We start from the raw sequence: 21,833 nt of genomic DNA on the forward strand, positions 1-21,833 counted from the left end.
TGGGCAGGTCCGGGCGGCCTAGACTCCCCCGCATGGGACGGGTAGCAGTGATCGGCGCCGGCATGGGCGCAATGGCGGCCGCCGCGCGTCTGGCCGTGGCCGGCCACCGCGTGACGGTGTACGAGCGGACGGACACCTACGGCGGCGCCCTGCGCCGCCGGGAGCGCGACGGTTTCGCCTTCGACACCGGTCCGGGCCTCCTCCCGCTGCCGGCCGTGTACCGCGACCTGTTCGTCAAGACAGGCAGGCAGCCGCTGGAGGACTGCGTCGAGCTGGTCCAGACGGACCCCTCGGCCCGCCACCTCTTCCCCGACGGCACCCGGGTGGACCTGCCCAACGCCTCCCGGGCGGGCGTGGTGGCCGCCCTGGAGCGGAGCGTCGGCAGGGGCGCCGGGGAGCGCTGGGGCGAGTTCCTGGTCCGCGGGCGGGAGGCCTGGGACCGCACCCGCCGCCCGCTCCTGGAGGAGCCGCTGTGGCCCAACTGGGATGTGCTGGCCGACCGTGAGCCCTACCCGTCCGTGCCGCACCGGCGCCTGCTGCGGACCCGGCGGGCCGCCACCCTCGCCCAGGTGGGCGAGTGGGAGCTGGGCGATCCTCGGCTGGCGCGGCTGCTGGAGAGCCACGCCCTCGCCCACGGCCTGGACCCGCGGACCGCTCCGGCGAGCGCGGCGGTGCTGCCGTACATGGAGCACGCCTTCGGCGTCTGGTACGTCCGCGGAGGGCTGTGTGAGCTGGCCCGCGCCGTCTACGAGCGCTGCCTGGCCCGGCGGGTCGAGTTCCGCTTCGGCGCGGAGGCGGTCCGGGTGGTGGAGAAGGACGGCCGGGCGGCCGGTGTGGAGCTCGCCGACGGCACGCTCGAGGAGGCCGGCCACGTGGTGGTGGGTGTGCGCCCCGGCCTCGTGGCGGGCCCCCACACGTCGGCGGCCGAGGGCGAGGTCGCGCCGGGCCCGGCCGACGGACCGGCACCGGGCCGGCTCACGGTGCTGGTGGCCCTGCGCGGCGCGCGCGAGGCGGACGCGGTGCACCGCACCGTGGTCCACTCCCCCGACCGGGACGCCGAGCTGGAGGCCCTCGCCGGCGCTTCCCCGGCCGGCGACCGGGCCTCCGTGGTCCCGACGGTCACCGTGCTGCGGCCCGACGACCCGGCCCTGCGGCCCGACGACGCCCACGAGTCCGTGGTGCTGACCGCGACGGTGCCGGCCGGCACGGACGCGCGGGAGGCGGAGCGGCGGGCGGAGCTGATGCTGACGGCCGCGGAGAGCGTCCTGCCGGGGCTGCGCGAGCGGCTGCTGTGGCACGAGGTCCGCACCCCGGCGGACGTCCGGCGGGAGACCGGAACGGAAGGCGTCCCCGCCCCCGCCCTGGCCGGCGGCGGGGCCGCGCTGCTGCGTCCCGGCAACGCCACCGGGCTGCCGAACCTGTACCGGGCGGGCGGCTGGGCCCACCCCGGCGGCGGGCTGCCGCACGCCGGGATGTCCGGGGCGCTCGTCTCCGGCCTGGTCGTCGAGGGCCCCGCCTTCCGCGGCTCCGTCTGACCCGGGCACGGCCCGCCGCGCCACCGCGCCACCGAGGTCGACCCCTCGGTGAGCGGTCGTCCCGCGGCCCGGCGCCACGACGCGATGCCCTTGCCCCGCAACGACGGAGGGCCGGCCCCCACCCGGGGACCGGCCCTCCGTCGCGCGCGACCTGCTCAGTACCGGTACTGCTCGTCGTACCCGTACGGGTACGGCTGCTGCTGTTGCTGTTGCTGGGGCTGCGGCTGCTCGGTCCCGTAAGGGTCCTCGGCGCCCCGCTGCTGCGGGACCCAGACTCCGCCGGGCGGCGTGGTGTCGGTGTAGCCGCTGTACGACGTCGCGTCGTACCCGCCCTGCTGCTCGTAGCCCTGCTGCTGGCCGCCGTACGTGGTGTCGTATCCGTACTGGCCGCCCTGCGTGGCGTAGGGGTCCGCGTAGGCCTGGTACTGCTGCTGGTCGTATCCCGTGCCGGCGTAGGTGTCGTAGGCGCCGTACCCCTGCCCGTCGGCTCCGGCGGACGCGGCGGCGGGGTACGCGCCGGTGTCGTAACCGGAGTTGTCGTAAACGCCGTAGGAGCCGGTGTCCTCCTGCGCCGTCTGCGACGGGTACGCGGTGGCGCCGGCGGCGGCCTGGTAGTCGTCCACGGAGGGCGCGGCCGGCTGCTCGTCGTCCTGACGGCCGCGGAGTCCGCCACGGTCACCGTGTGCGTCACGGTCACCGTGTGCGTCACGGTCACCGTGTGCGTCACGGTCACCGTGCTCGTCGCGGTCGTCGCCCTCGAACTCCTCCCACTCCTCGTCGTCCCGGCCGGCCCGACGGCGGGCGGCGGGCAGCGCCCAGCCCTGCGAGAAGCCGCTGCGGAACGACAGCGTGACGAAGGTCTGCCCCACCGCGAAGGCGAGCGCGCCCAGGCCGATCATCGCGACCGACGCGGCCAGCACACCGATCACCACGCCGAGGAAGCCGACGAACGCCAGCACGCGCCACCGCAGTTTGGCCTTGTACTGCAGCAACACCTCGCCCAGCAGCCACAGTGCGACGATGCCGAACGCGATGTAGAGGACCGTCCAGCCCATGTAACGCCCCTCTCCCTAGGAACGGGGCAGTCTGACGGACTCAGACGCTCCCGGTCCAGCCCCGCACCGGGTGGTGCAGGCCCAGGTTCTCGTAGATCTCCAGTGTGGCCGTCGAGTTGTTGAGCGTGATGAAGTGCAGTCCGGGCACACCCTCGGACAGCAGCCGCGCGCAGAACTCCGTGGCGAACTCGATTCCCAGGGAGCGTACAGCGGCCGGATCGTCTTTGGCTGTGAGGATCCGCTCTTTCAGCCGGGCGGGAATCACGGCGTTGCTCAGAGTCGGCAGCCTCTCCAGCATACGGATACTGGTGACCGGAAGCACCTCGGGGATGATGGGCGTCTCGCAGCCGGCCGCGGCCACCTTGTCGCGGAACCGCAGGTACGACTCGGGCTGGAAGAACATCTGGGTGATGGCGTAGTCCGCCCCCGCACGGCACTTGTCGGTGAAGTGCCGCACCTCCGTCTCCCAGTCCGGGGAGCGCGGATGCAGCTCGGGGAAGGCCGCCACACCTACACAGAAATCCCCCGACTCCTTGATGAGTTCGACGAGTTCGGCGGCGTAGTGCAGGCCCTTGGGGTGCGCGACCCACTCGCCCATCGGGTCGCCGGGCGGGTCGCCGCGCAGCGCCAGCATGTTGCGGATCCCCGCGTCGGCGAACTGGCCGATGATGTTGCGCAGTTCGGAGACCGAGTGGTCGACGGCGGTCAGGTGCGCGACCGGGGTGAGCGTGGTGTCGGAGACGATCTGCTCGGTCTCCTTGACCGTCCCCGCGCGGGTGGACCCGCCGGCGCCGTAGGTCACCGACACGAAGTCGGGCGCGACGGCCTCGACCCGGCGGAGCGCGCTCCACAGGTTCCGCTCGCCCTTCTCCGTCCGGGGCGCGGAGAACTCGAACGAGACGATCTGCTGCCCGGAGGCGAGCATGTCACGCACGGTGCGCGCGCGGTCCGTCCGGGTTGACGCGGTTCCTAGGGCCATGGTTCGCAGGTTAGCCAGACCGCGGCCCCTGTCCCAAAGACTGTCCGCTCCCCGGACAGCCGCGCCGCCCCGGCGGCGCAGGTCAGCGGTCGCGCAGGCGGGCGGCGAGTTCCGCGGTGGCGGCGGCCGGGTCGGAGGCGGCGGTGATCGCCCGGACCACGACCACGCGCCGGGCGCCGGCGTCCAGCACCTCGTCGAGGGTGGTGAGGTCGATGCCGCCGATCGCGAACCAGGGCCGCTCCACGCCCAGCGCGGCGACCTTGCGGACCGCGTCGAGCCCGGCGGCCGGGCGCCCCGGCTTGGTGGGGGTGGGCCAGCAGGGGCCGACGCAGAAGTAGTCGACGCCCTCCTGGGTGGCGGCGGCCTCCGCCTCGGCAACCGAGTGCGTGGAGCGGCCGATGAGGACGTCAGGGCCGAGGATCGCGCGGGCGGCCGGCACCGGGAGGTCGCCCTGGCCCAGGTGGAGCACGTCGGCCGCGGCGGCGTGGGCGACGTCGGCGCGGTCGTTGACGGCGAGCAGCTTGCCGTGGCGGGCGCAGGCCTCGGCCACGGTGCGCAGGTGCTCGAGCTCCTCGGCGGCCTCCAGGCCCTTGTCACGCAGTTGGACGATGTCCACTCCCGCGGGGAGCACGGCGTCGAGGAACTCGGCGAGGTCGCCGCGGTCGCGGCGGGCGTCGGTGCACAGGTAGAGGCGGGCGGCGGCCAGCCGGGCCCGGGCGTCGGTGGCGACGACACCGGCAGTGGCGGTGGCGCGGTCCGCCGAGGCGGCGGCGTGGCCCTCCGTGGCGGTGGCGCTGAGGTCGGTGGCGGTCTCGGGCACGGTGCGGTCCCCCCGGATCGTGGTGGTGGCGGCGCCCGGTTCCGCGGAACGGCGGACGGGGCGCGGGACGGCCGCCCCGGACGGGGGCGGCACTGGAACGGCCGCCCCCGGGTGGGGGCGGCCGTCGGTGGTGCGTAGGTGTCAGACGGCGAGCGCCTGGGCGCGGCGCTTCACCTCCGTGCCACGGTTCTCGCTGAGGGCCTGGGCGGGAGTGCCCGGCAGGGACTCGTCAGGGGTGAAGAGCCACTCCAGCATCTCCTCGTCGGTGAAGCCGTCGTCCCGCAGCAGCGTCAGCAGGCCGGTGAGGCCCTTGACCACCTTGTCCCCGTCGATGAAGGCGGCGGGGACGTACAGCGCGCGGTTCTCACCACGGCGTACGGCGATCAGCTGGCCTTCCTTCACCAGCTGCCGCACCCGCGTCACCTCGACGTCCAGCTTCTCGGCGATGTCGGGGAGGGTGAGCCACTCGGGAACGAGAGCTTCGATCTTCGCGTCAATCTCGGTCACAGGACCAAGCGTGCCATCCGGGACCGGGAGGGGGAAGTCGGGCCCCCTCCCGGGTGGTCCGTCCGGGGCACCCGCGCGTCCCCTCAGCCGCGGGCGGCGGCCTTCAGCGGACGGGCCGGATCGCGGACCAGGTCCGGGTCGACCGTGGCGCCGGACTCGATCAGCTTGCGGCCCTGGGTGAGGTCGCGGGGCCGGCCGACGGCCAGCAAGGCGACCAGCCGCCCCTCGCGCAGCCAGCACACGCTCCACGCCGGGTCCTCGGGCGCGCCGCGCCACAGCGTCGTGTCCGCCGCCGCGTGATGACCGGCGTACTGCACGAACCGCCCGAACTGCTCGGACCAGAAGTACGGCACCGGGTCGTAGGGAGCGGCGGGCGTCTCGTCGAGGATGCCCTCGGCGACCGTGCGGGCGCCCTGCAGGGCGTTGTCCCAGTGGTGGATCAGCAGCCGCTCGCCGTAGCGGGCGGAGGGGAAGGAGGCGCAGTCGCCGACCGCGTAGACGTCCGGCGCGGAGGTCCGCAGCCGCGCGTCGGCGAGCACCTCGCCCTGCGGCCCCAGCTCCACCGCGCCCGCGAGCCAGGCGGTGGCGGGGCGTGCTCCGATGCCGACGACCACCGCGTCCGCCTCGAGGCGCCGGCCGTCGGCGAGGAACACCGCGCCGGGCTCCACCCGCTCGACCCGGGCGCCGGTGTGCAGGGTGGCGCCGCTCTCGGTGTACCACTCGCCCATCGGACGGGCGACCTCCGCGGGCAGCGCGCCGGAGAGCGGGCGTCCGGTGGCCTCGACCACGGTCACCTCGCAGCCGGCCGCCCGGGCGGCGGTGGTGAACTCGGCGCCGATCCATCCCGCGCCGACCACGACCACGGAGTCGTGGCGCTCCAGCACGGGGCGCAGCCGCAGCGCGTCGTCGAGGTTGTGCAGGACGTGGACGCCCTCGGCGCCCTCGGTGCCGGGGAGCCGGACCGGGTGGGCGCCGGTGGCGGCCACCAGCACGTCGTAGGCCACGGGTCCCTGGTCGGTGTCGATCTCCTTGTCGGCGACGCGTACCCCGGTGACCTCGCAGCCCAGCCGCAGGTCGATGTCGAGGCCGGCGAAGTCGACGTCGAAGGCGGCCGCGCCGTCGCCCTCGGCCCCGCCGAGCAGGACGCCCTTGGAGAGCGGGGGGCGGTCGTACGGCGGGTGCGGTTCCGCGCCGATCAGCGTTACGGGGCCGATGAAGCCCTGTTCGCGCAGCGCCTCCGCCGTCCGGACCCCGGCCATTCCGGCGCCGGCGACGACCACCCGTCGTCCGGCCCGTTCCCGCCTCTGCTCGTTCACGCCCTCGTTCACTCCCTCACCATAGACATCGGCCGCCCGGACTCCGGACGGATCTCCTCCACGACACTGGTGCCGCTGCCCGGCCGGGACTCCCACTGCCAGGTCTCCTCCAGCCGGACGCGTCCGTCGGGCAGCTCGACGATCCGCGAGAGGCAGTGCCCGGAAGCGGTGGCGCCGTCCACCGTCAGCTGGACGTACCGGAAGTCGACGCGGTCCTCCTCGCGGGTTCCGACCAGGTACCCGCGGGCGATGTCGCCACCCTGATAGGTGGCCCACACCTGGCCCTCGCTCTCGTGGTAGCGGAACCGGGTGGCGGAGCCGACCTGGCCGGGGTCCTGGTCGTGCACGGGGGCCATCAGCAGGCCGTCGAGGGAGCGGGGCACGGGTGACTCTCTTTCAGCGTCTCGGGGGCAAGGGCTAGGGTGGCGACGGTAAGACACCCGCGGGAGCCCGGACGCACCGGGCTGAGAGGGAGGCTGGCGGCCTCCGACCGTACGAACCTGATCCGGGTCATTCCGGCGAAGGGAGGAGCTGGACGCCATGACGTCCGACGTACTGGTGGTGGGCGGCGGCATCATCGGCCTGGTGACCGCCTGGCGGGCGGCGGGCCGTGGCGGCGCCGTCGCGGTGGTGGATCCGGAGCCGGGCGGCGGGGCGGCCAGGGTGGCCGCCGGAATGCTGGCCGCGGTCACCGAACACCATCACGGCGAGCAGGAGTTGCTCGCCCTCAACCTCGAATCGGCCCGCCGCTGGCCCGCGTTCGCCGAGGAACTCGCCGAGGCGTCCGGGACGGACGTGGGGTACCGGCCCTCGGGCACCCTGGCGGTCGCCCTGGACTCCGACGACCGGGCGGAACTGCGGGAGCTGCACGACCTGCACCGGCTGCACGGGCTGTCCTCCGAGTGGCTGTCCGGGCGGGAGTGCCGCCGGCTGGAGCCGATGCTCGCGCCCGGTGTGCGGGGCGGGCTGCGGGTGGACGGCGACCACCAGGCCGACCCGCGGCGGCTGGCCTCCGCGCTGCGGGTGGCCTGTGAGCGGGCCGGGGTGGTCTTCCACCGGCAGCGGGCGGTCCGGCTGCGGGTCTCGGGCGCAGGGGCGGCGGGCCCGTCGGGCGAGGGCGGACGGGCCGAGGGCGTGGTCCTGGAGGACGGCACCGCCCTGTCCGCGGGGCGCGTGGTGCTGGCCGCCGGGAGCCTCAGCGGTGACCTGGACGGCGTGCCCGAGGAGGTCCGGCCGCCGGTGCGGCCGGTGAAGGGGCAGGTGCTGCGGCTTGCGATCCCGCCGGTGTACGCGCCGTTCCTGTCGCGGACGGTGCGGGCGGTGGTGCGCGGCAGCGCGGTGTACCTGGTGCCGCGGGAGAACGGCGAACTGGTGGTGGGGGCGACCAGCGAGGAGCTGGGCTTCGACACGACGGTCACCGCGGGCGGTGTGTACACGCTGCTGCGCGACGCCCGTGAACTGCTGCCCGGCATCACCGAGTTGCCGCTGACCGAGACCCTGGCGGGGCTGCGGCCGGGCTCCCCCGACAACGCGCCGCTGCTGGGTCCCACCGGGCTGGAGGGCCTGCTGCTGGCCACCGGCCACTACCGCAACGGGGTGCTGCTCACCCCGGTCACCGGGGACCTCATGGCCGAGACGCTCGCCACCGGGGAGCTGCCGGAGCGGGCCCGCGCCTTCGCGGCGGATCGTTTCGCCGCCGCCGGAGGCAGGCCGGGCGCCTGGCAGCCGGCCGGCACCGGCGAGGAGGCCACGGCACGCGAGGTGGCCGCAGCATGCGACGTGGCCGCGACGCCCGACAGGACCGCGGCGCCCGACAGGACCGCGGCGCCCGACAGGACCGCGGCGTCCGACAGGACCGCAGGGGACAAGGAGGTCGCGGCATGAGCGCGCCAATCACCGTCCGGGTCAACGGCAGCCCCCGGCAGCTGGACGCCGGAACCGCGCTGGACGCCGTCGTCGCGCTGCTGACCCCCTCCAGGTCCGGTGTGGCCGCGGCCGTCAACGAGACGGTGGTGCCGCGTGACCGGTGGGCCGGCACCCCCCTCGCCGACGGCGACCGGGTCGAGGTCCTCACCGCCGTGCAGGGAGGCTGACGTGAACGCGCAGACAGAAGATCACGACGTCCCACTCGTCCTGGGCGACCTGAAACTCACCTCCCGGCTGATCATGGGAACCGGCGGCGCGAGCGGCCTCGACGCGCTGGAGCGGGCCCTGGTGGCCTCCGGCACCGAACTGACCACGGTGGCGATGCGCCGGGTGAACCCCGCGAGCCACGGCTCGGTGCTCTCCGTCCTCCAGCGCCTCGGAATCCGCGTGCTGCCCAACACGGCCGGCTGCTTCACCGCGGGCGAGGCGGTGCTCACCGCCCGGCTGGCCCGGGAGGCGCTGGGCACCTCGCTGGTGAAGCTGGAGGTGATCGCCGACGAGCGCACCCTCCTCCCGGACCCGGTGGAGCTGCTCGAGGCCGCCGAGACCCTGGTCGACGACGGGTTCACGGTGCTCCCCTACACCAGCGACGACCCGGTGCTGGCCCGGCGTCTCGAGGACGTCGGCTGCGCCGCGGTGATGCCGCTGGGCTCGCCGATCGGCTCCGGCCTCGGCATCCGCAACCCGCACAACTTCGAGCTGATGGTGGAGGCGGCCGGCGTCCCGGTGATCCTCGACGCCGGCGCGGGTACCGCCTCCGACGTGACCTTCGCCATGGAGCTGGGCTGCGCCGGTGTGATGCTCGCCTCGGCGGTGACCAGGGCACGGGACCCGGAGCGGATGGCGCGGGCGATGCGCCTCGGGGTGGAGGCGGGGCGGCTGGCCCGCCTGGCCGGACGGATTCCGCAGCGACGTTTCGCCAGGGCCTCGTCACCGGCGGAGGGCCTGGCCGAGCTCGATCCGGAGCGCCCGGCGTTCTGAGGGGGCGCGCGGCCGGGGTTCCGCTTCCGCCGGACGGCTCCGGCCCCCTCGCGCCCCTCGTAGACTCCCTGCGTGGACACGACCCTTCAGGACCCGCTCCTCGGCCGCGTACTCGACGGCCGCTACCGGGTCGACGCGCGGATCGCGGTCGGCGGCATGGCGACCGTCTACCGTGCGCTGGACACCCGCCTCGACCGCGTGCTCGCCCTCAAGGTGATGCACCCGGGCCTGGCGCACGACGCCGCCTTCGTCGACCGGTTCATCCGTGAGGCGAAGTCGGTGGCCCGTCTCGCGCACCCCAACGTGGTGCAGGTCTTCGACCAGGGGACCGACGGGGGTTACGTGTACCTGGCGATGGAGTACGTCGCCGGCTGCACCCTGCGCGACGTCCTGCGCGAGCGGGGCGCGCTGCAGCCGCGGGCCGCGCTGGACATCCTGGAGCCGGTGCTGGCCGCCCTCGGCGCCGCCCACCGGGCCGGCTTCGTCCACCGTGACATGAAGCCGGAGAACGTCCTGATAGGGGACGACGGCCGGGTGAAGGTCGCCGACTTCGGCCTGGTCAGGGCGGTGGACACGGTCACCGACACCACCGGTTCGGTGATGGGCACCGTCTCCTACCTGGCTCCCGAGCAGATCGAGCAGGGCACCGTGGACCCCCGGGTCGACGTCTACGCCTGCGGCATCGTGCTCCACGAGATGCTGACCGGGGCCAAGCCGCACCGCGGGGACTCCCCCGCGCAGGTGCTCTTCCGCCACCTCAACGAGGACGTGCCGCCGCCGTCGGCCCTGGTGCCGGGACTGGCCGGCCCGCTGGACGAGCTGGTCGTCACGGCCGCCGCGCGGGCCGCCGCGGACCGTCCGTCCACGGCGGCGGAGCTGCTGGCCCAGGTGCTGGCGGCCCGCGCGACGCTGACCGCGGAGCAGCTGGACGCCGTGCCGCCGGCCGCCCGCGCCGAGGAGCACGACCGTTCCGCGGACCGCACCTCGGTGCTGTCCCGCCCGGTGATGCAGCGCCCGCTCCCGGTGAACGAGGACAACGAGGCCACCGCCGTCGTCGAGCGCACCACCCGGCTCGGCTCCGGGGGCCTGCCGCCCTCCGGCGCGCGCGGTCGCGGCCTGGGCCGCCGGGGCCCGCTGGCGCTGCTCCTCGGAGTGCTCCTGCTCATCGGCGTGGGCGGCGGTGTCTGGTACATCAACTCGGGTCAGTTCACCGAGGTCCCCCCGCTCCTCGCCAAGACCGAGGCGCAGGCCCGTGACCGGCTGTCCGAGTCCGGCCTCGAGGTCGGCGACGTCTCCCGCCGGTTCAGCGACACCGTCGAGCGCGGCGCGGTGATCTCCACCGACCCCGGCGTCGGTGAGCGGGTCCGCGGCGGCGGCGCGGTGTCCCTCGTCGTCTCCTCAGGACCCGAGGTGGTGAAGGTCCCCTCCGTGGAGGGCCGCCCCCTGGACCAGGCCCGCGAGGCGCTGAAGGACCAGGGTCTCAAGCCGGGCATGGTGACCCGCGCGTTCAGCGAGAGCATCCCGAAGGGCTCGGTCGTCTCCACCGACCCGGAGGCCGGCACGGAACGCCGCGCCGGCACGGCGGTGGCGCTGGTCGTCAGCAAGGGCGCCCCGGTGGACGTCCCCGACGTCACGGGGTCGGAGCTCGACGAGGCACGGTCGGATCTGGAGGCCGCGGGCCTGAAGGTCCGGATCGACCCCGAGGAGATCCACTCCCCGCACGAGCGCGGCCAGGTCGCCCGCCAGTCCCCCGAGCCCGGCGGCCGCGCCGGCGAGGGCGACACGGTGACCCTCACCCTCTCCAAGGGCCCCGAGATGATCGAGGTCCCCGACGTCACCGGCATGTCCGCCGACGAGGCCACGGCCGAGCTGGAGGAGGCGGGCTTCGAGGTCGACGAGGACCGCGGCCTGTTCGGCATCTTCGGCGACACGGTGAAGTCCCAGTCCCCCGAGGCCGGCGACAAGGCCCCCAAGGGCTCCACGGTCACCGTCAAGATCCGCTAGCCCCCTCGGAATACTCATACGGATCAGCGCTCGCCCGGAGGAACGAAGTCCTCGGCAGGAGGACCACCACCCCTGCCACCGAGCGGTATGGTCGACGGTATGGCAACCAAGAAGTACACCGTCACGCTGCCGGAAGAACTGGCCGAGGCCATCCGCGAGGAAGTTGGCCCCGGTGGCTTCAGCCGCTATGTGACGCATGCCATAGAGCGGCAGCGCGAGCAGGACCGGCTCGGGGAACTCGTCGACTGGCTGGAGACGGAGTACGGCCCTGTCACCGAGGAGGAACTGGCCGCCGCCGAGGCCGAACGCCGGGGGATCGAGCGCGCCCATGCGGAGCGGGCGCGGGCGGAAGGCGCTGCCGGGCAACAGGACGCCGCGTGAAGAAGACCCCGCTGGCCAACGAACCCGTCTACCTGCTCGACTCGGAGGGCCTGTCCCAGACGGTGCACGGAACAGCCGCTATGAAGGGACGCCTGAAGGCGGCCCGACTGGCCGGGATTCGCGTCATGACCACCTCAATGACGCTGATCGAGGCGTACGACGTGCGGACCAACATTCCGGCATGGCACTGGGCTCTCTCCCTTCTGCACGTCGAGTCGGTGACCGAGGACATCGCCAAGGAGGCGATCAACCTGCTCAAAGAAGCCGGCCTCCACGGGCACAAATACGCCGTTGACGCAGCCTTGGCCGCCGTCGCCCTGCGGCAGCCGGGGCCGGTCACCATCTTCACTTCCGACGAGGACGACATGCGCAAGCTGTGCGCCGACCGCGTCCTGATCGTCAAGCTCTGAACCCTCGCGGTCCGCCGGGACCCGCCGTCCCCGCACCCGCCGAACGCCGGAGTCACGCGGGCTTCGCCGTCCCCTCACTCACGTACGCCGCACATCCGCAAGCTTTTTCGGAGTAGGGGGCGTCTGCCGGATCCTAAGTGGTAGGAAGGTCGGATCCGATTTTTCACCACGGCGTGGGGACGCCGTGTGTATCAAGAGTCGGCGCGGATCAGGGGGAGAGACGCGTCGACCAGCACGTGGGGGGACCACTCATGCACGAGATGACCAAGGGCGCCAACGTCGCGCTCGCCTCTCTCAGCGAGGACACCGGCTCCGTCGTCGTCAGCCTCGGCTGGTGCAGCACGTCCGGGGACGGCGACGCCGACGTGTCGGTCCTGCTGCTGGACGAGAACGGCAAGGTCGGCGGGGAGCAGGACTTCTACTTCTACAACCATCCGGCGGCCTCGGACGGCAGTGTCCAACTGCTCGGCAAGACGCCTACGGGCGACGGCAGCGAGGACCGCATCAGCCTGGACCTCACGGCCGTCCCGGAGCGGGTGGAACGCGTCGTCATCGCCGCCAGCCGGTACGAGGGCGCCCGCTTCGGCGACCTGGACGACCTGCGGCTGACGATCGCCGACCGTGCCGGTGAGTCGCTGCTCGGTTTCTCCATCCCCGACGCGGGCGTCGAGAGCGCGTTCCTCTTCGGGGAGCTCTACCGACGGTCCGGTGAGTGGAAGTTCCGCGCCATCGGGCAGGGTTACGAGACGGGCCTCGGCGGCCTGGCCACCGACTTCGGCATCGACATCGACGACAGCCCGGAGGGCGACCCCGAGGAGCCGGAGCAGCACTCCGACGCCCCCGTGGACGTCACCGCCACGCAAACGGCGACCGCTGCCGGCTCCGAGCCCGGCGCCGCCCTGCTCCCGGCCCCGCGCGCCGAAGAACACGCCGCCCCGGCCACCGCCCCCCCGACCACACCCACCGCCCCCCCCGCGAAGCCCGCCGTGACGCGCCGCCCGCGGACGGCGAAGCGCAAGGTCACGATCCCCGAGACGATGCGCAAGTCGCTCGCGGAGAGCGAGAACTGGCAGCAGTCCCGCCTGTTCCCCGCGTCCTCCGTGAAGAGCGACCGCGAACGCGAGATGCGGGCGACGTCAGTGCTCCTCTCGGTGATGGCGCAGGTTCCGGAGTTCGGCCGCAGGCTCACCGCCGCCTTCGGCGCCCCGGCCGGCCGGATGGAGACCTTCACCGAGGCCACACTGCCGCACGGCGAGACCCCCAAGCGCCCCGACGGCGTCATCCGCGTCGAGCGCGCGGGCCGGATCTGGACCGGGCTGGTGGAGACCAAGACGAACGGCAACCCGCTCAAGCCCGAGCAGGTCCAGGCCTATGCGGACATCGCCGCCCGCCGTGGCTATGAGGCCGTGATCACTCTGTCCAACGACGTCGCCCTGGACGGTCGCCCGCTCGTCGAGGTGAAGATCGACCGGCGCAGAAAGAACAAGGTCGCCCTCTGGCACCTCTCGTGGACGGAGGTCGCGCACCAAGCACAGATGCTCATCCGCCACGAAGGCGTCGTCAACGCCGCCCACGCGTGGCTCCTCCAGGAACTTCTCCACTACCTCCGGCACGAGAACTCCGGCTGCCACGGCTTCCAGAACATGGGCCCGGCGTGGGTGCCCGTACGCAAGGGCATCGACGACGAGACGCTCGTGCCTGGCGACAGCCGCGCGGTCGCCGTCGTCGAGAGCTGGGAACGTCTCATCCGGCAGATCTGCCTCCGACTGGGCGGCGAGCTCGGCCAGAGGGTGCTGCCGGTGCAGCGCGCCAAGCGCGGCGTCGACCCGGACAGCCGGCGGGCCGCCCTCGCCGACGACCTCTGCGACAAGGGCCGACTCCACGCGGGACTCCGCATCGACGGAACGCCAGGCGTCCTGGCCGTCACCGCCGACCTGCGCACCGCCAAGCTGCGCACCTCCATGGACCTGCCGACGGACGAACAGGGTTACCCCCTCGCCCGCGCCAAACGCCTGGTCAAGCAGCTCGCCGAAGCCCCCGCCGACCTGCACGTCGAAACCCTCCTCGACGGAGACTCTCCGGGCCCGCGCGGCACCCTCGAACGCCTGCGCCCCGAGCCCGGCGACCTGCTGCCGGGGAACGGCGCGCGCATCACCGGGTTCCGCCTGTCGCTCCTGCGGAGCATGGGCAGCGGCCGGGGCAGCGCCGAGTCCGGCTTCATCCGCAGCGTCGACGAGGCCGTCGACCGCTTCCACCAGCACGTCATCACCCACCTCGACCTCCGTCCCACCACCCGCCGACGCCGGACCCCGGAGGGCGCGGACACCGGCCTCGGCCCCGCCGGCCAGAACGTCTGACGGCTGCTACGCGAAACGCTCCCGCAAGATCACGATGCCCCAATAGCATTGCGCCTTCTCGAAGGTGGAACTTTCGCTGATCTTCCCGTTCATACCTTCACTACTTGAGGGGGGACCTCTCCATGTCCGACAGCACCACGCCTCCCGGCACCCCACCGCCCGCCGCTCCTGTCCCATCAGATGTGGCCTACATCGCCATACGCTCCCCCTGGGACGTCGCCAAGTCCCGGGGAGACGTGGGAGGCTGGCTAGGCCTGTTCGGTATCTTCGTCGTCATATCGGTGGTACTGGCCATCGTCGCGAGCAACACCGCGCCCGACTGCCCCTTCATGGATTCCTGCGTCGAAGAGATCGCCGAAACCACGGGCGAGGCCACCCTGGCCTGGGCCTGGTCGACACTGACCGGTTCCGCGGCGTTCCTCTTTCTGGGCATAGCCCTGTGGCGCTGGCCGACCGAGTACCACCGCGTCTCGAAGTAACCACCGCATACGACGGCTGGTGCTGTTCAGGACCTGCGTTCCGCGCCCGAGGCATCGCCTCCCCGCAGCGATGTCAGCACCAGCCGCCCGTACCGCGTGGTGAGTACTCCCGCCGCAGCGGCGACAGACGCGCCGAGCGGCAGGCCCAGAACGGTGAGAACGCCGAGAGTGCCGCTACGACCCGGCTCACCGGCCTCGGCCGGCGCGAACGGTTCGGCCTCCTGCGGCCCGCGGGACGGCGGTCTGACGGCACGGGGCAGCCGCAAAGGCACGGCGGCAGCGGTCGGCCCTTGGCCGGTTTTCCCGCAACGCAGCGCCATCAGGGAACCTTGCCGTCGAGGTGACCCGGAGGACCCGACGGGAAGGCGCGTCGGGCCCCGAGGCCGCCGCACGGCCCGCGTCATCCCTGGTCGTCGCTCCGGTCGAGACCAAGGAAGGCAATGGCCATGGACTCCATGCCGGAGGTCGGGAAGTCGTGCCGCCCGCCCTCGACGCTGATCACCTCGAGGGGCGGCTGCCCGCCGTCGTCGTCGTAACGGGTGCGGGTCCAGCCCGGCTTCGGCTTGTCGGTGAGCACCGGCTCCGGGCTCACCCCCAGCACGTCGGTCCACTGTTTGATCTCTTCACCGAGGTTCTTGTGGTTCAGGATGTCGTCCTCGATGCCGTGCCACAGCTGCACCCGCGGTCGGGCCCCCTTGTAGCCCGGGTACGCGTCCCGCACCAGATCACCCCACTTCCGCGGGGTCTCGGTGTGCCGACCGCTGGAGCACTCCTCCCACCCGTCCGACCCGTAGTCGTCGACGGGGAAGCAGCCGAACGGCACGCCCATGAAGACCGACCCGGCCTTGAAGAGATCCGGGTAGTCGGCCAGGAGCACGTTGGTCATGTTCGCCCCGGACGAGGCGCCGGTGACGTACACCCTCCCGGCATCGGCCTCGTGGTGCTCCTCGGCGTATTCCACCATCGAGACGATGCTCGTCGGGTCGCTGTCGCCGTCGCGCTTGAGCGCCTGCGCAGAAGCCGAGTCGAAACACTGGCCCTCGGAGTTGGCGTCCGGGTAGACGACGATGAACCCGTACCGGTCGGCCAGCTGGGCGAACGCCGTGCCCGCGTGGAAGCCGGGCGCCGAGCCCGTGCACGGGTGGATCGCCACCAGCACCGGCGGATGCGCCCCGGCGCTGTTCGGCACGTACTCGTACATGCGCAGACCGCCCGGGTTCTTCCCGAAGTCGGTCACCTCGGTGAGGGAGGCGGGCTTCTTGCCCGGTTCCGCCGACGCCTGACAGGCGGCAAGCAGGGTGACCACCCCGGCGAACGCCGCCAGCAGGGCGACGCCTCTCCGTGTTCTTCGTCGGACCGTCACGTGGCCGCCCTCTCCTTGTCGGGGACGTCTGAATTGCGACAACCAGCACGAGGGAGCCCACGTGCCCTTCGGCTGCAGATGCTTCCGAGTCGACCACGAATGACACGCACCCGATAAGGGCGTCACCCGGGTGGGAACTAGTTGTCGCCTCCCCGCAGCGACGCCAGCACGAGCCGCCCGTACCGCGTGGTGAGCGCCCCCGCCGTGGCCGCGACGGACGCGCCGAGCGCGATGAACAGGTGCGCCATCGACTTGTCGTCGAGCACCTGGAGGACGCCCAGGGCCGTGCCGAGCGGCAGGCCCAGGATGGTGAGGACGCCGAGAGCGCCGCTGATCTGCTGGCTCTCGCGGGTCTGGACGAGCCGGCTGTAGTCGGCGGCCTCGGCGAGGATCTCGGCGAACCGCTCCGGAAGCCGGTGCTGCCGCTGGAAGGCCAGCAGGAGGTCGTTCGCCGGGCCGTGTGCGGTGAGGTGCTGCCGCCAGTACGTGCTGCGGAACACGGCGATGTTCCGCTCCAGCGCCGCGACCCGCCCGGCGAGCCCGGCTGCGTCGAAGACCTCGGAGAGCTGGTCCGTCAGCACGTCGATGTGGTCCCGCTGCAGCATCCCCAGCAGCAGGGCGTCGAGGTAGACCGTACGGAAGTGCAGCGCCGCGAACGCGTAGAAGTCGCCCTCCCCGGTGTCGGCCCGGTGGCCCAGGAACGCGGCTCCCTGCCGCAGCACCAGCGCGCTCCAGTCGGCGGAGATCCGCACCACGTCCTTGAGCAGGTCGTCGGTGCACTCCGGCGGTACGGGGAAGTCCTCGGCCGTGGAACGGGACGCCAGCTGCCACAGCCACTGGTCCGCCGATGCGGGCACCCGGTCGTCGGGGCCGGCCCGCAGGGCAGAGCGGTGCGCCGCGGTCGGCGACATGAACGCGATCGGATACGGACGCGTGATCGCGAACGGGGATCTGTCTCCCGGGAGTTCGGCCGCGCCCTCCAACAGCCTCGCCGGGTCGAAGCGCCCGCTCAATGGATCGGTGCGGTCCCCGGGCCTCCCTGACAACGCCCGCAGCACCGGCAGCAGCGGGTCCTCCACGGTGAAGTGCAGGATCGCCAGACCCTGTTCCGCCCCGACCGTCGTCGACGCGCACAGCAACTCGACGCCCAGTAGCCGCATCCCGTCCTGCTTGACGTCCAGCGGCTGATGCCAGCGCCGGGGCCGGCCGGGGACCCCGTACAGGGCCCGTGCCGAGGCGGGCGTGAAGTACGTCGACCTGGTGGCCGTGTCCGTCCGCCGACTGCCCAGCTCGAACGGGAACGGTCCCTCCGCCCAGTCCGGCACACCCGGCAACCGCACCGGAAGGACCACGGCCAGCTCTTGGCGGGCACCGGGCGGCGCGTCGTGTAGCGGGAGCGGCGGCCCGTTCGGAGTGCTCATGCTCACCCGTAGTACTCGGCCGGGTCCGGCTGGTCCAGCCGGATGACGAATTCGGCCCGGTCGGGGCTTCGTCCGTCAACGTGGAAGCGCACCCGTTCGCCCGTGCGGATCGTCCGGAACCCCTCCGTCACGATCTGCCGGTAGTCGAAGCTGTAGTACCGCTCCTCCTCGTCGTCGAGGACGATGTACGCCCCCATCGATCCGGTCGGTCCTCCGCCACTGGGCCGCCGGTCGACGATAGTCCCGTACCGCGCCGGGCTGCCGCGGAGGTCGTCGACGTCACTCACTTCCGGATCGCCTCCGCCTCGTCGATGGCCAGGTCCTCCACGCACCGGAAGCCGACCGCGTTGCTCGCCCCGCGCTTGCGATAGATCCCCTTGCTGCTGGTCTGCACGGCACGCAGGGGATTGTCGTAGCTGCCGCCGCAGATGACCGCCTCTCCCGGGTCGGAAGGGCTGGTGGAGGTCCATTCCCAGCAGTTGCCCACCATGTCCGTCACCCCGAACGGCGACCGGTTCCCTGGCCGCTCGTCGACCGGTGTCACCGCGGCCCGGCGCACGGCGTCGTCCGCGAAGTCCCGGTACCAGGCCTGGTACGTCACCACCGGCTTGCCCACCCAGGTGTCGGCGCAGTTGATCCGAATGCCGTCGGCCTCGTCGCCCCATGGGAACAGCCGCCCGTCACCGCCGCGGGCCGCAGCCTCCCACTCCAGTGAGCTCGGCAGCCGCTTCCCCTCGAACGCGGCGAAGGCGTACGCGCTCCACCAGCTGACGCAGGTGGCGGGGTAGTCGTCGAAGCGCGGGTTCTCGTAGTAGTCCGGGTGACGCATTCGCTCCGTCCACGGCCGGTGGGAGAAGCCGGCCGGCTGATCGGGATGGTCCCAGCGCGACGTACCGTCCTCCTCCAAGGCCTCCAGGAACCTGCGATACCGCGCCACCGTCACCGCGTACCGGTCGAACCTCACCGGACGCTCCACCCGCCGGATCATCAGCCGCTCAGCCGGACCGACCAGATACGCCCCGGCGGGCAGCACGCAATCGTCCGTATCCGTAGCCGCACCCGCGGAAACCTCCGCCAGGAATGCCCGTACCTGCTCCGTGAGGAAGACCCCGTCAGCGATGTCCGCTGCACCCTCCCGGTGAGCCGGATCGGCGAGATACCGCGCCGCCAGCAGTTCCTGGTACGCCGTGTGCGCGAACGCGACCCGCTCCGGCCCCGCAGGGCGCAGCAGAGGCGCGAGCACGCACGCCTCGAGGTCCAGCCGCCCGTCCCTGAACGCGCCGGGCCCCAGCCACCGGTGCAGGTCGAGCAGGGAGAACACGGTCCGGTCCTCCAGGAACGTCCGCCCGAACGCCTCCGGCAGCCGGCCCTCCAGCTGCGGCTGTCCCGCCTCCTCCAGGGTTCGCGTGAGGTGCGTCCCCAGCGCGCCCGCCAGCGACGTACCCGGCTCCAGATCGAGAGCGGACGTCAGCCCCCGCTCCAGCGGCGTGGTGTCGGGTTCGGTGAGCCTCACGACATGGAAGTGCGGGACGCGCGCGGGGTCGACCCCATTCGCGTACATCTGCTCGACCAACTGCTCGGAACGGCCGGCGCCGCTGTCCAGGAGCTGCCGTACCTGCGGCGAGTCGGCGAGGAAGGCCACGCGCGAGCTCATCACCACGGCCGACTCGGCGGACAGCACGGCGGCGAGATCGCTGAAGAGCCGCAGGAACCCGGCGGGACTGGCCTCCTCAACCCCTTCGTCCACGGCGTCCAGCACGCACAACGCCATGCCCGACCGGATCAGGAAGAGGAAGAGGTCGTACGCGCGCGAACGCTCCGACCCCATCGCGGGCGCCAGCAGTCTGGCCGCGTACTCGGAGAACGGCTCGTCCTTCGGCTTCAACCCGAGGTCGAAGTAGAACCGGAACCGGCGCAGGCCAGGATCCAGCACCAGCGAGCGCAGCAGCGTGCTCTTGCCGCTTCCCGGACGACCGGTGACCAGCACGTTGGCGCTGCCCTGGGCCAGCCGAACCAGCAGCTCCGCAGCGTCACCGGTCCGCTCCACGCCGGATTCCCCGGTGAGCGGGTGGGTCCGCAGCATCGCCGCGGAGACCGGACTTCGGGATTCCGCCGGGGCGAGGATGGCGGCCAGCGGAGCCAGATGGGCGTCGATCTGCACGATCGTGTCGACGAAGCCCCCGTACGGCACGATCCGCACGTCGGTGCCGAGCAACTGCTGCAACGCCCGCCCTCCCGGACCGCCGCTGACGCCACCGTCGTCGTCACCTTGGTCGGGCTCGTCCACGTCCAGCACCACGAACCGGGTGAGCTTCGGCAGCCGCGTCCGCAGCAGCTCTCCGTCCCCGGAGGAGAGGACGGCACGAAGGTCGTCGGCGTCCTGGGAGACCAGCAGTTCCACGTACTCCAGCCGCATTCCCGCCTCCCGGCAGAACAGCTGGTACACGGTGTCCGCGCTCAGCACGAACCGCTTGGCCTGCTGGTATCCGAGCGTCACGTACAGCCCGGCGAGGAACTCGCTCCGGCGCGCGACCTCCGGCGCCATCTGTGGCTCTCCGCCCAGGAGTGCCGCGCTTCCCGTGCTGGTGAACCACACCAGCACGTCCACCAGCCGGCGAACCGCAAGCAGACCGTCCTCTTCGCTGATGTCATACCCGTCGTGCGTCGACCGGTTGCGCAGCCGGCGGATGTCGTCCAGGGCGTTGAGCACGTTGCCGCTACGAATGTGCGGACGGCAGCCCTTGACCAGGTCGTTGAGCGCCTTCGACGACGGATCGCCTGCGATGTCGTGGTGCCGCCACAACTCCTTGAGCAGCTTCTCGGTCAGCTTCCCGACCAGGGCGACCGCATTCTCCGGATACCCGTCGCGCAGCGACCGTAAAGGCCGCTCCAGGTCGAGCCCCAGCCGCTCGGCAATCCGGGAGTGGTCGTCCAGTTCGGCCCGGAGCCGCCGCAGCCGCTCGTCGACGACAGTACTCACGCCTCCTCCTCCCTCCGGTCGGCGTCACCTGCGGCCGTCTCCTCACCTAGCCGTCGCCCGACCACGAACGCGAACGTGTCCGGGAACGCCAGCACCGGCTCGGGATGGGCCGCCTTGATCTCCTCGACGCCCTTCTCGATCTCGGCGTCGCTGAAGGTGGAGAGGAGCGACATGTACCGGGCCCGCACCATGCCGAGATACCGCTCGCGGTCGATCCGCAGCTCGTGCTCGACGAAGCCGAGCTCTGCCTCGAGACCTGCCGCACGCAGGTGCTCCACGATGCCGAGCGGATCCGGCTGCAGCTCCTCGAACCGGTCGAGAGCCGCCTGGAACAACGGGTACTTGATGGCTGCCGGCAGCATCACCACCAGCAGCCGCCCGCCCCGCGCCAGCCGCTCGGCCAGCCCTCGCAGTGTGCGGCCCGGATCGGCCAGGTGATGCACCGACTCCTTCAACCACACGGCGTCGAGTCGCTCGTAAGGCACCTCGACCCGGCCCTCGGCCACTTCCTCGGCAGACGCGGCGAGAGGGACCAGCTCGGGCGGGGGCGGCGTGCCCAGCCCACGCAGCATCGCCTCCGACGGATCGACGCAGAGCACAGGCTGCCGCGGCTTGACCTGCCGTGCGACCTCCTTGGCGAACAGACCGGTGCCGCAGCCGATGTCGGCGATCCGGTCCTCGGGCCCGAGCACCAGGGCCTCCGCGATCCGCGCCGACATCCAGGGCACGTACTCAGGACCGTAGACCCAGTGCTCGTCGTACTCGGCAGCAAGCTCGTCGTAGTGCCCCCGCACGTCGCGCTGTTCCACGATCCCCCTCGTCCCACCCCAGGTGACGGCCCCTGCCGCCCGAACCACCAGGCAGGCTACCGCCTCGTCACAGGGGCGGACAGGGTGAAATCCGCCTGCCCCGAGCCCTGTTCACTGGTGCCGGTCGTGAGGGAGAAGAGGGCCAACTCGGCCCGGACCGTCTTGCGGGGCGAAGGCCCCTGAATCACACCCCAAGTTGGTGGGGCTGGCGCTGCGGTGGCTGGAGACGGGGCACAGCGTGGGCGATCTTCGGAGGCATCTGCTGCGGGGGATGCCGACGGACGGGTCCGCCGTGCTGCGGCCCGGGGGCTGGTGCGGTATCTGTCCGGGCCCGGGTGGGTCTGACGGGATGCCCCGCCCGGCATGTGTACCGTTCTCGGTGCCGGCTGTGCCCCGTTTTCGGCGCTACAGGGCTCAAAAACGGACACGGCACCTCGTGGTTCGGCGGCGTGAGGTCTCGCGCGGGGCGCGGGGCGGCCGCGAGGGCAGGACGACCGCCGTGGCACCCTG

General features: G+C 72.5%; 20 protein-coding genes and 1 riboswitch. Of the genes, 9 read left to right on the forward strand and 11 right to left on the reverse strand.

Annotated elements, in window-relative coordinates; all coding sequences use genetic code 11:
* The first annotated feature begins 32 nt into the window (after positions 1 to 32).
* Complete coding sequence (locus tag ABT026_RS13330) at positions 33 to 1,535, forward strand: phytoene desaturase family protein (protein WP_351114367.1); 1,503 nt, start codon at positions 33 to 35, stop codon at positions 1,533 to 1,535.
* Between the two features lie 155 nt (positions 1,536 to 1,690).
* Here ABT026_RS13330 and ABT026_RS13335 read toward each other — a convergent pair whose 3' ends face one another.
* The 6 genes from ABT026_RS13335 to ABT026_RS13360 all read right to left on the reverse strand — a co-directional run bounded on the left by ABT026_RS13335 (position 1,691) and on the right by ABT026_RS13360 (position 6,595).
* Positions 1,691 to 2,590: a magnesium transporter gene (locus ABT026_RS13335; protein WP_351114368.1), complete on the reverse strand. Its 900-nt coding sequence runs from the start codon at positions 2,588 to 2,590 to the stop codon at positions 1,691 to 1,693.
* A gap of 40 nt (positions 2,591 to 2,630) precedes the next feature.
* Positions 2,631 to 3,569: a methylenetetrahydrofolate reductase [NAD(P)H] gene (gene metF, locus ABT026_RS13340; protein ID WP_351114369.1), complete on the reverse strand. Its 939-nt coding sequence runs from the start codon at positions 3,567 to 3,569 to the stop codon at positions 2,631 to 2,633.
* Between the two features lie 82 nt (positions 3,570 to 3,651).
* A complete protein-coding gene (thiE, locus tag ABT026_RS13345; RefSeq protein WP_351114463.1) occupies positions 3,652 to 4,275 on the reverse strand; it encodes a thiamine phosphate synthase in 624 nt (207 codons plus the stop codon).
* A 255-nt stretch (positions 4,276 to 4,530) separates the two neighbouring features.
* Positions 4,531 to 4,896: an Rv2175c family DNA-binding protein gene (locus tag ABT026_RS13350; RefSeq protein WP_351114371.1), complete on the reverse strand. Its 366-nt coding sequence runs from the start codon at positions 4,894 to 4,896 to the stop codon at positions 4,531 to 4,533.
* Between the two features lie 83 nt (positions 4,897 to 4,979).
* Positions 4,980 to 6,155, reverse strand: coding sequence for an NAD(P)/FAD-dependent oxidoreductase (locus ABT026_RS13355; protein ID WP_502967968.1), 1,176 nt, complete (start codon positions 6,153 to 6,155; stop codon positions 4,980 to 4,982).
* 65 nt (positions 6,156 to 6,220) lie between these two features.
* Positions 6,221 to 6,595: an avidin-fold protein gene (locus ABT026_RS13360; protein WP_351114373.1), complete on the reverse strand. Its 375-nt coding sequence runs from the start codon at positions 6,593 to 6,595 to the stop codon at positions 6,221 to 6,223.
* Positions 6,596 to 6,644: 49 nt separating this feature from the next.
* Positions 6,645 to 6,756, forward strand: a riboswitch (TPP riboswitch).
* Here ABT026_RS13360 and thiO point away from each other — a divergent pair.
* The 8 genes from thiO (at position 6,753) to ABT026_RS13400 (ending at position 14,750) form a co-directional block, all read left to right on the forward strand.
* Complete coding sequence (gene thiO / locus ABT026_RS13365; protein ID WP_351114374.1) at positions 6,753 to 8,096, forward strand: glycine oxidase ThiO; 1,344 nt, start codon at positions 6,753 to 6,755, stop codon at positions 8,094 to 8,096. (Overlaps the previous riboswitch by 4 nt.)
* On the forward strand, positions 8,093 to 8,305 hold the full coding sequence (thiS, locus tag ABT026_RS13370) for a sulfur carrier protein ThiS (protein ID WP_351114375.1): 213 nt from the start codon (positions 8,093 to 8,095) through the stop codon (positions 8,303 to 8,305). Before thiO ends, thiS begins: the two co-directional genes overlap by 4 nt.
* A gap of 1 nt (position 8,306) precedes the next feature.
* Positions 8,307 to 9,119 (forward strand): thiazole synthase, encoded by an 813-nt coding sequence (locus tag ABT026_RS13375; protein ID WP_351114376.1) that lies wholly within the window; start codon positions 8,307 to 8,309, stop codon positions 9,117 to 9,119.
* 72 nt (positions 9,120 to 9,191) lie between these two features.
* Positions 9,192 to 11,123: a Stk1 family PASTA domain-containing Ser/Thr kinase gene (gene pknB, locus ABT026_RS13380; protein WP_351114377.1), complete on the forward strand. Its 1,932-nt coding sequence runs from the start codon at positions 9,192 to 9,194 to the stop codon at positions 11,121 to 11,123.
* A gap of 99 nt (positions 11,124 to 11,222) precedes the next feature.
* Positions 11,223 to 11,504 carry a hypothetical protein gene (locus ABT026_RS13385; protein ID WP_351114378.1) on the forward strand — a complete coding sequence of 94 codons (282 nt, stop codon included), beginning with the start codon at positions 11,223 to 11,225 and terminating at the stop codon, positions 11,502 to 11,504.
* 11 nt (positions 11,505 to 11,515) lie between these two features.
* Positions 11,516 to 11,914: a hypothetical protein gene (locus ABT026_RS13390; RefSeq protein ID WP_351114464.1), complete on the forward strand. Its 399-nt coding sequence runs from the start codon at positions 11,516 to 11,518 to the stop codon at positions 11,912 to 11,914.
* A 251-nt stretch (positions 11,915 to 12,165) separates the two neighbouring features.
* Positions 12,166 to 14,271, forward strand: a complete 2,106-nt coding sequence (locus ABT026_RS13395; RefSeq protein WP_351114380.1) for a TerD family protein — start codon at positions 12,166 to 12,168, stop codon at positions 14,269 to 14,271.
* Positions 14,272 to 14,393: 122 nt separating this feature from the next.
* Entirely contained in the window at positions 14,394 to 14,750 is a 357-nt protein-coding gene (locus ABT026_RS13400; RefSeq protein WP_351114381.1) for a hypothetical protein, read from the forward strand.
* A 400-nt stretch (positions 14,751 to 15,150) separates the two neighbouring features.
* Here ABT026_RS13400 and ABT026_RS13405 read toward each other — a convergent pair whose 3' ends face one another.
* The 5 genes from ABT026_RS13405 to ABT026_RS13425 form a co-directional block, all read right to left on the reverse strand.
* Positions 15,151 to 16,113 (reverse strand): extracellular catalytic domain type 1 short-chain-length polyhydroxyalkanoate depolymerase, encoded by a 963-nt coding sequence (locus tag ABT026_RS13405; protein ID WP_351114382.1) that lies wholly within the window; start codon positions 16,111 to 16,113, stop codon positions 15,151 to 15,153.
* A 137-nt stretch (positions 16,114 to 16,250) separates the two neighbouring features.
* Positions 16,251 to 17,534 carry a hypothetical protein gene (locus ABT026_RS13410; RefSeq protein WP_351114384.1) on the reverse strand — a complete coding sequence of 428 codons (1,284 nt, stop codon included), beginning with the start codon at positions 17,532 to 17,534 and terminating at the stop codon, positions 16,251 to 16,253.
* A 2-nt stretch (positions 17,535 to 17,536) separates the two neighbouring features.
* The gene (locus ABT026_RS13415) at positions 17,537 to 17,821 is read right to left on the reverse strand and encodes a hypothetical protein (protein ID WP_351114385.1); all 285 of its coding nucleotides are present in this window, start codon (positions 17,819 to 17,821) and stop codon (positions 17,537 to 17,539) included.
* Entirely contained in the window at positions 17,818 to 20,514 is a 2,697-nt protein-coding gene (locus ABT026_RS13420) for an SUMF1/EgtB/PvdO family nonheme iron enzyme (RefSeq protein WP_351114386.1), read from the reverse strand. The genes ABT026_RS13415 and ABT026_RS13420 overlap by 4 nt, the downstream gene beginning before the upstream one ends.
* Positions 20,511 to 21,323 carry a class I SAM-dependent methyltransferase gene (locus tag ABT026_RS13425; protein WP_351114387.1) on the reverse strand — a complete coding sequence of 271 codons (813 nt, stop codon included), beginning with the start codon at positions 21,321 to 21,323 and terminating at the stop codon, positions 20,511 to 20,513. The genes ABT026_RS13420 and ABT026_RS13425 overlap by 4 nt, the downstream gene beginning before the upstream one ends.
* Positions 21,324 to 21,833 lie beyond the last annotated feature (510 nt).

The organism is Streptomyces sp. NPDC002734, from assembly GCF_040295685.1.
Classification (GTDB): domain Bacteria; phylum Actinomycetota; class Actinomycetes; order Streptomycetales; family Streptomycetaceae; genus Streptomyces.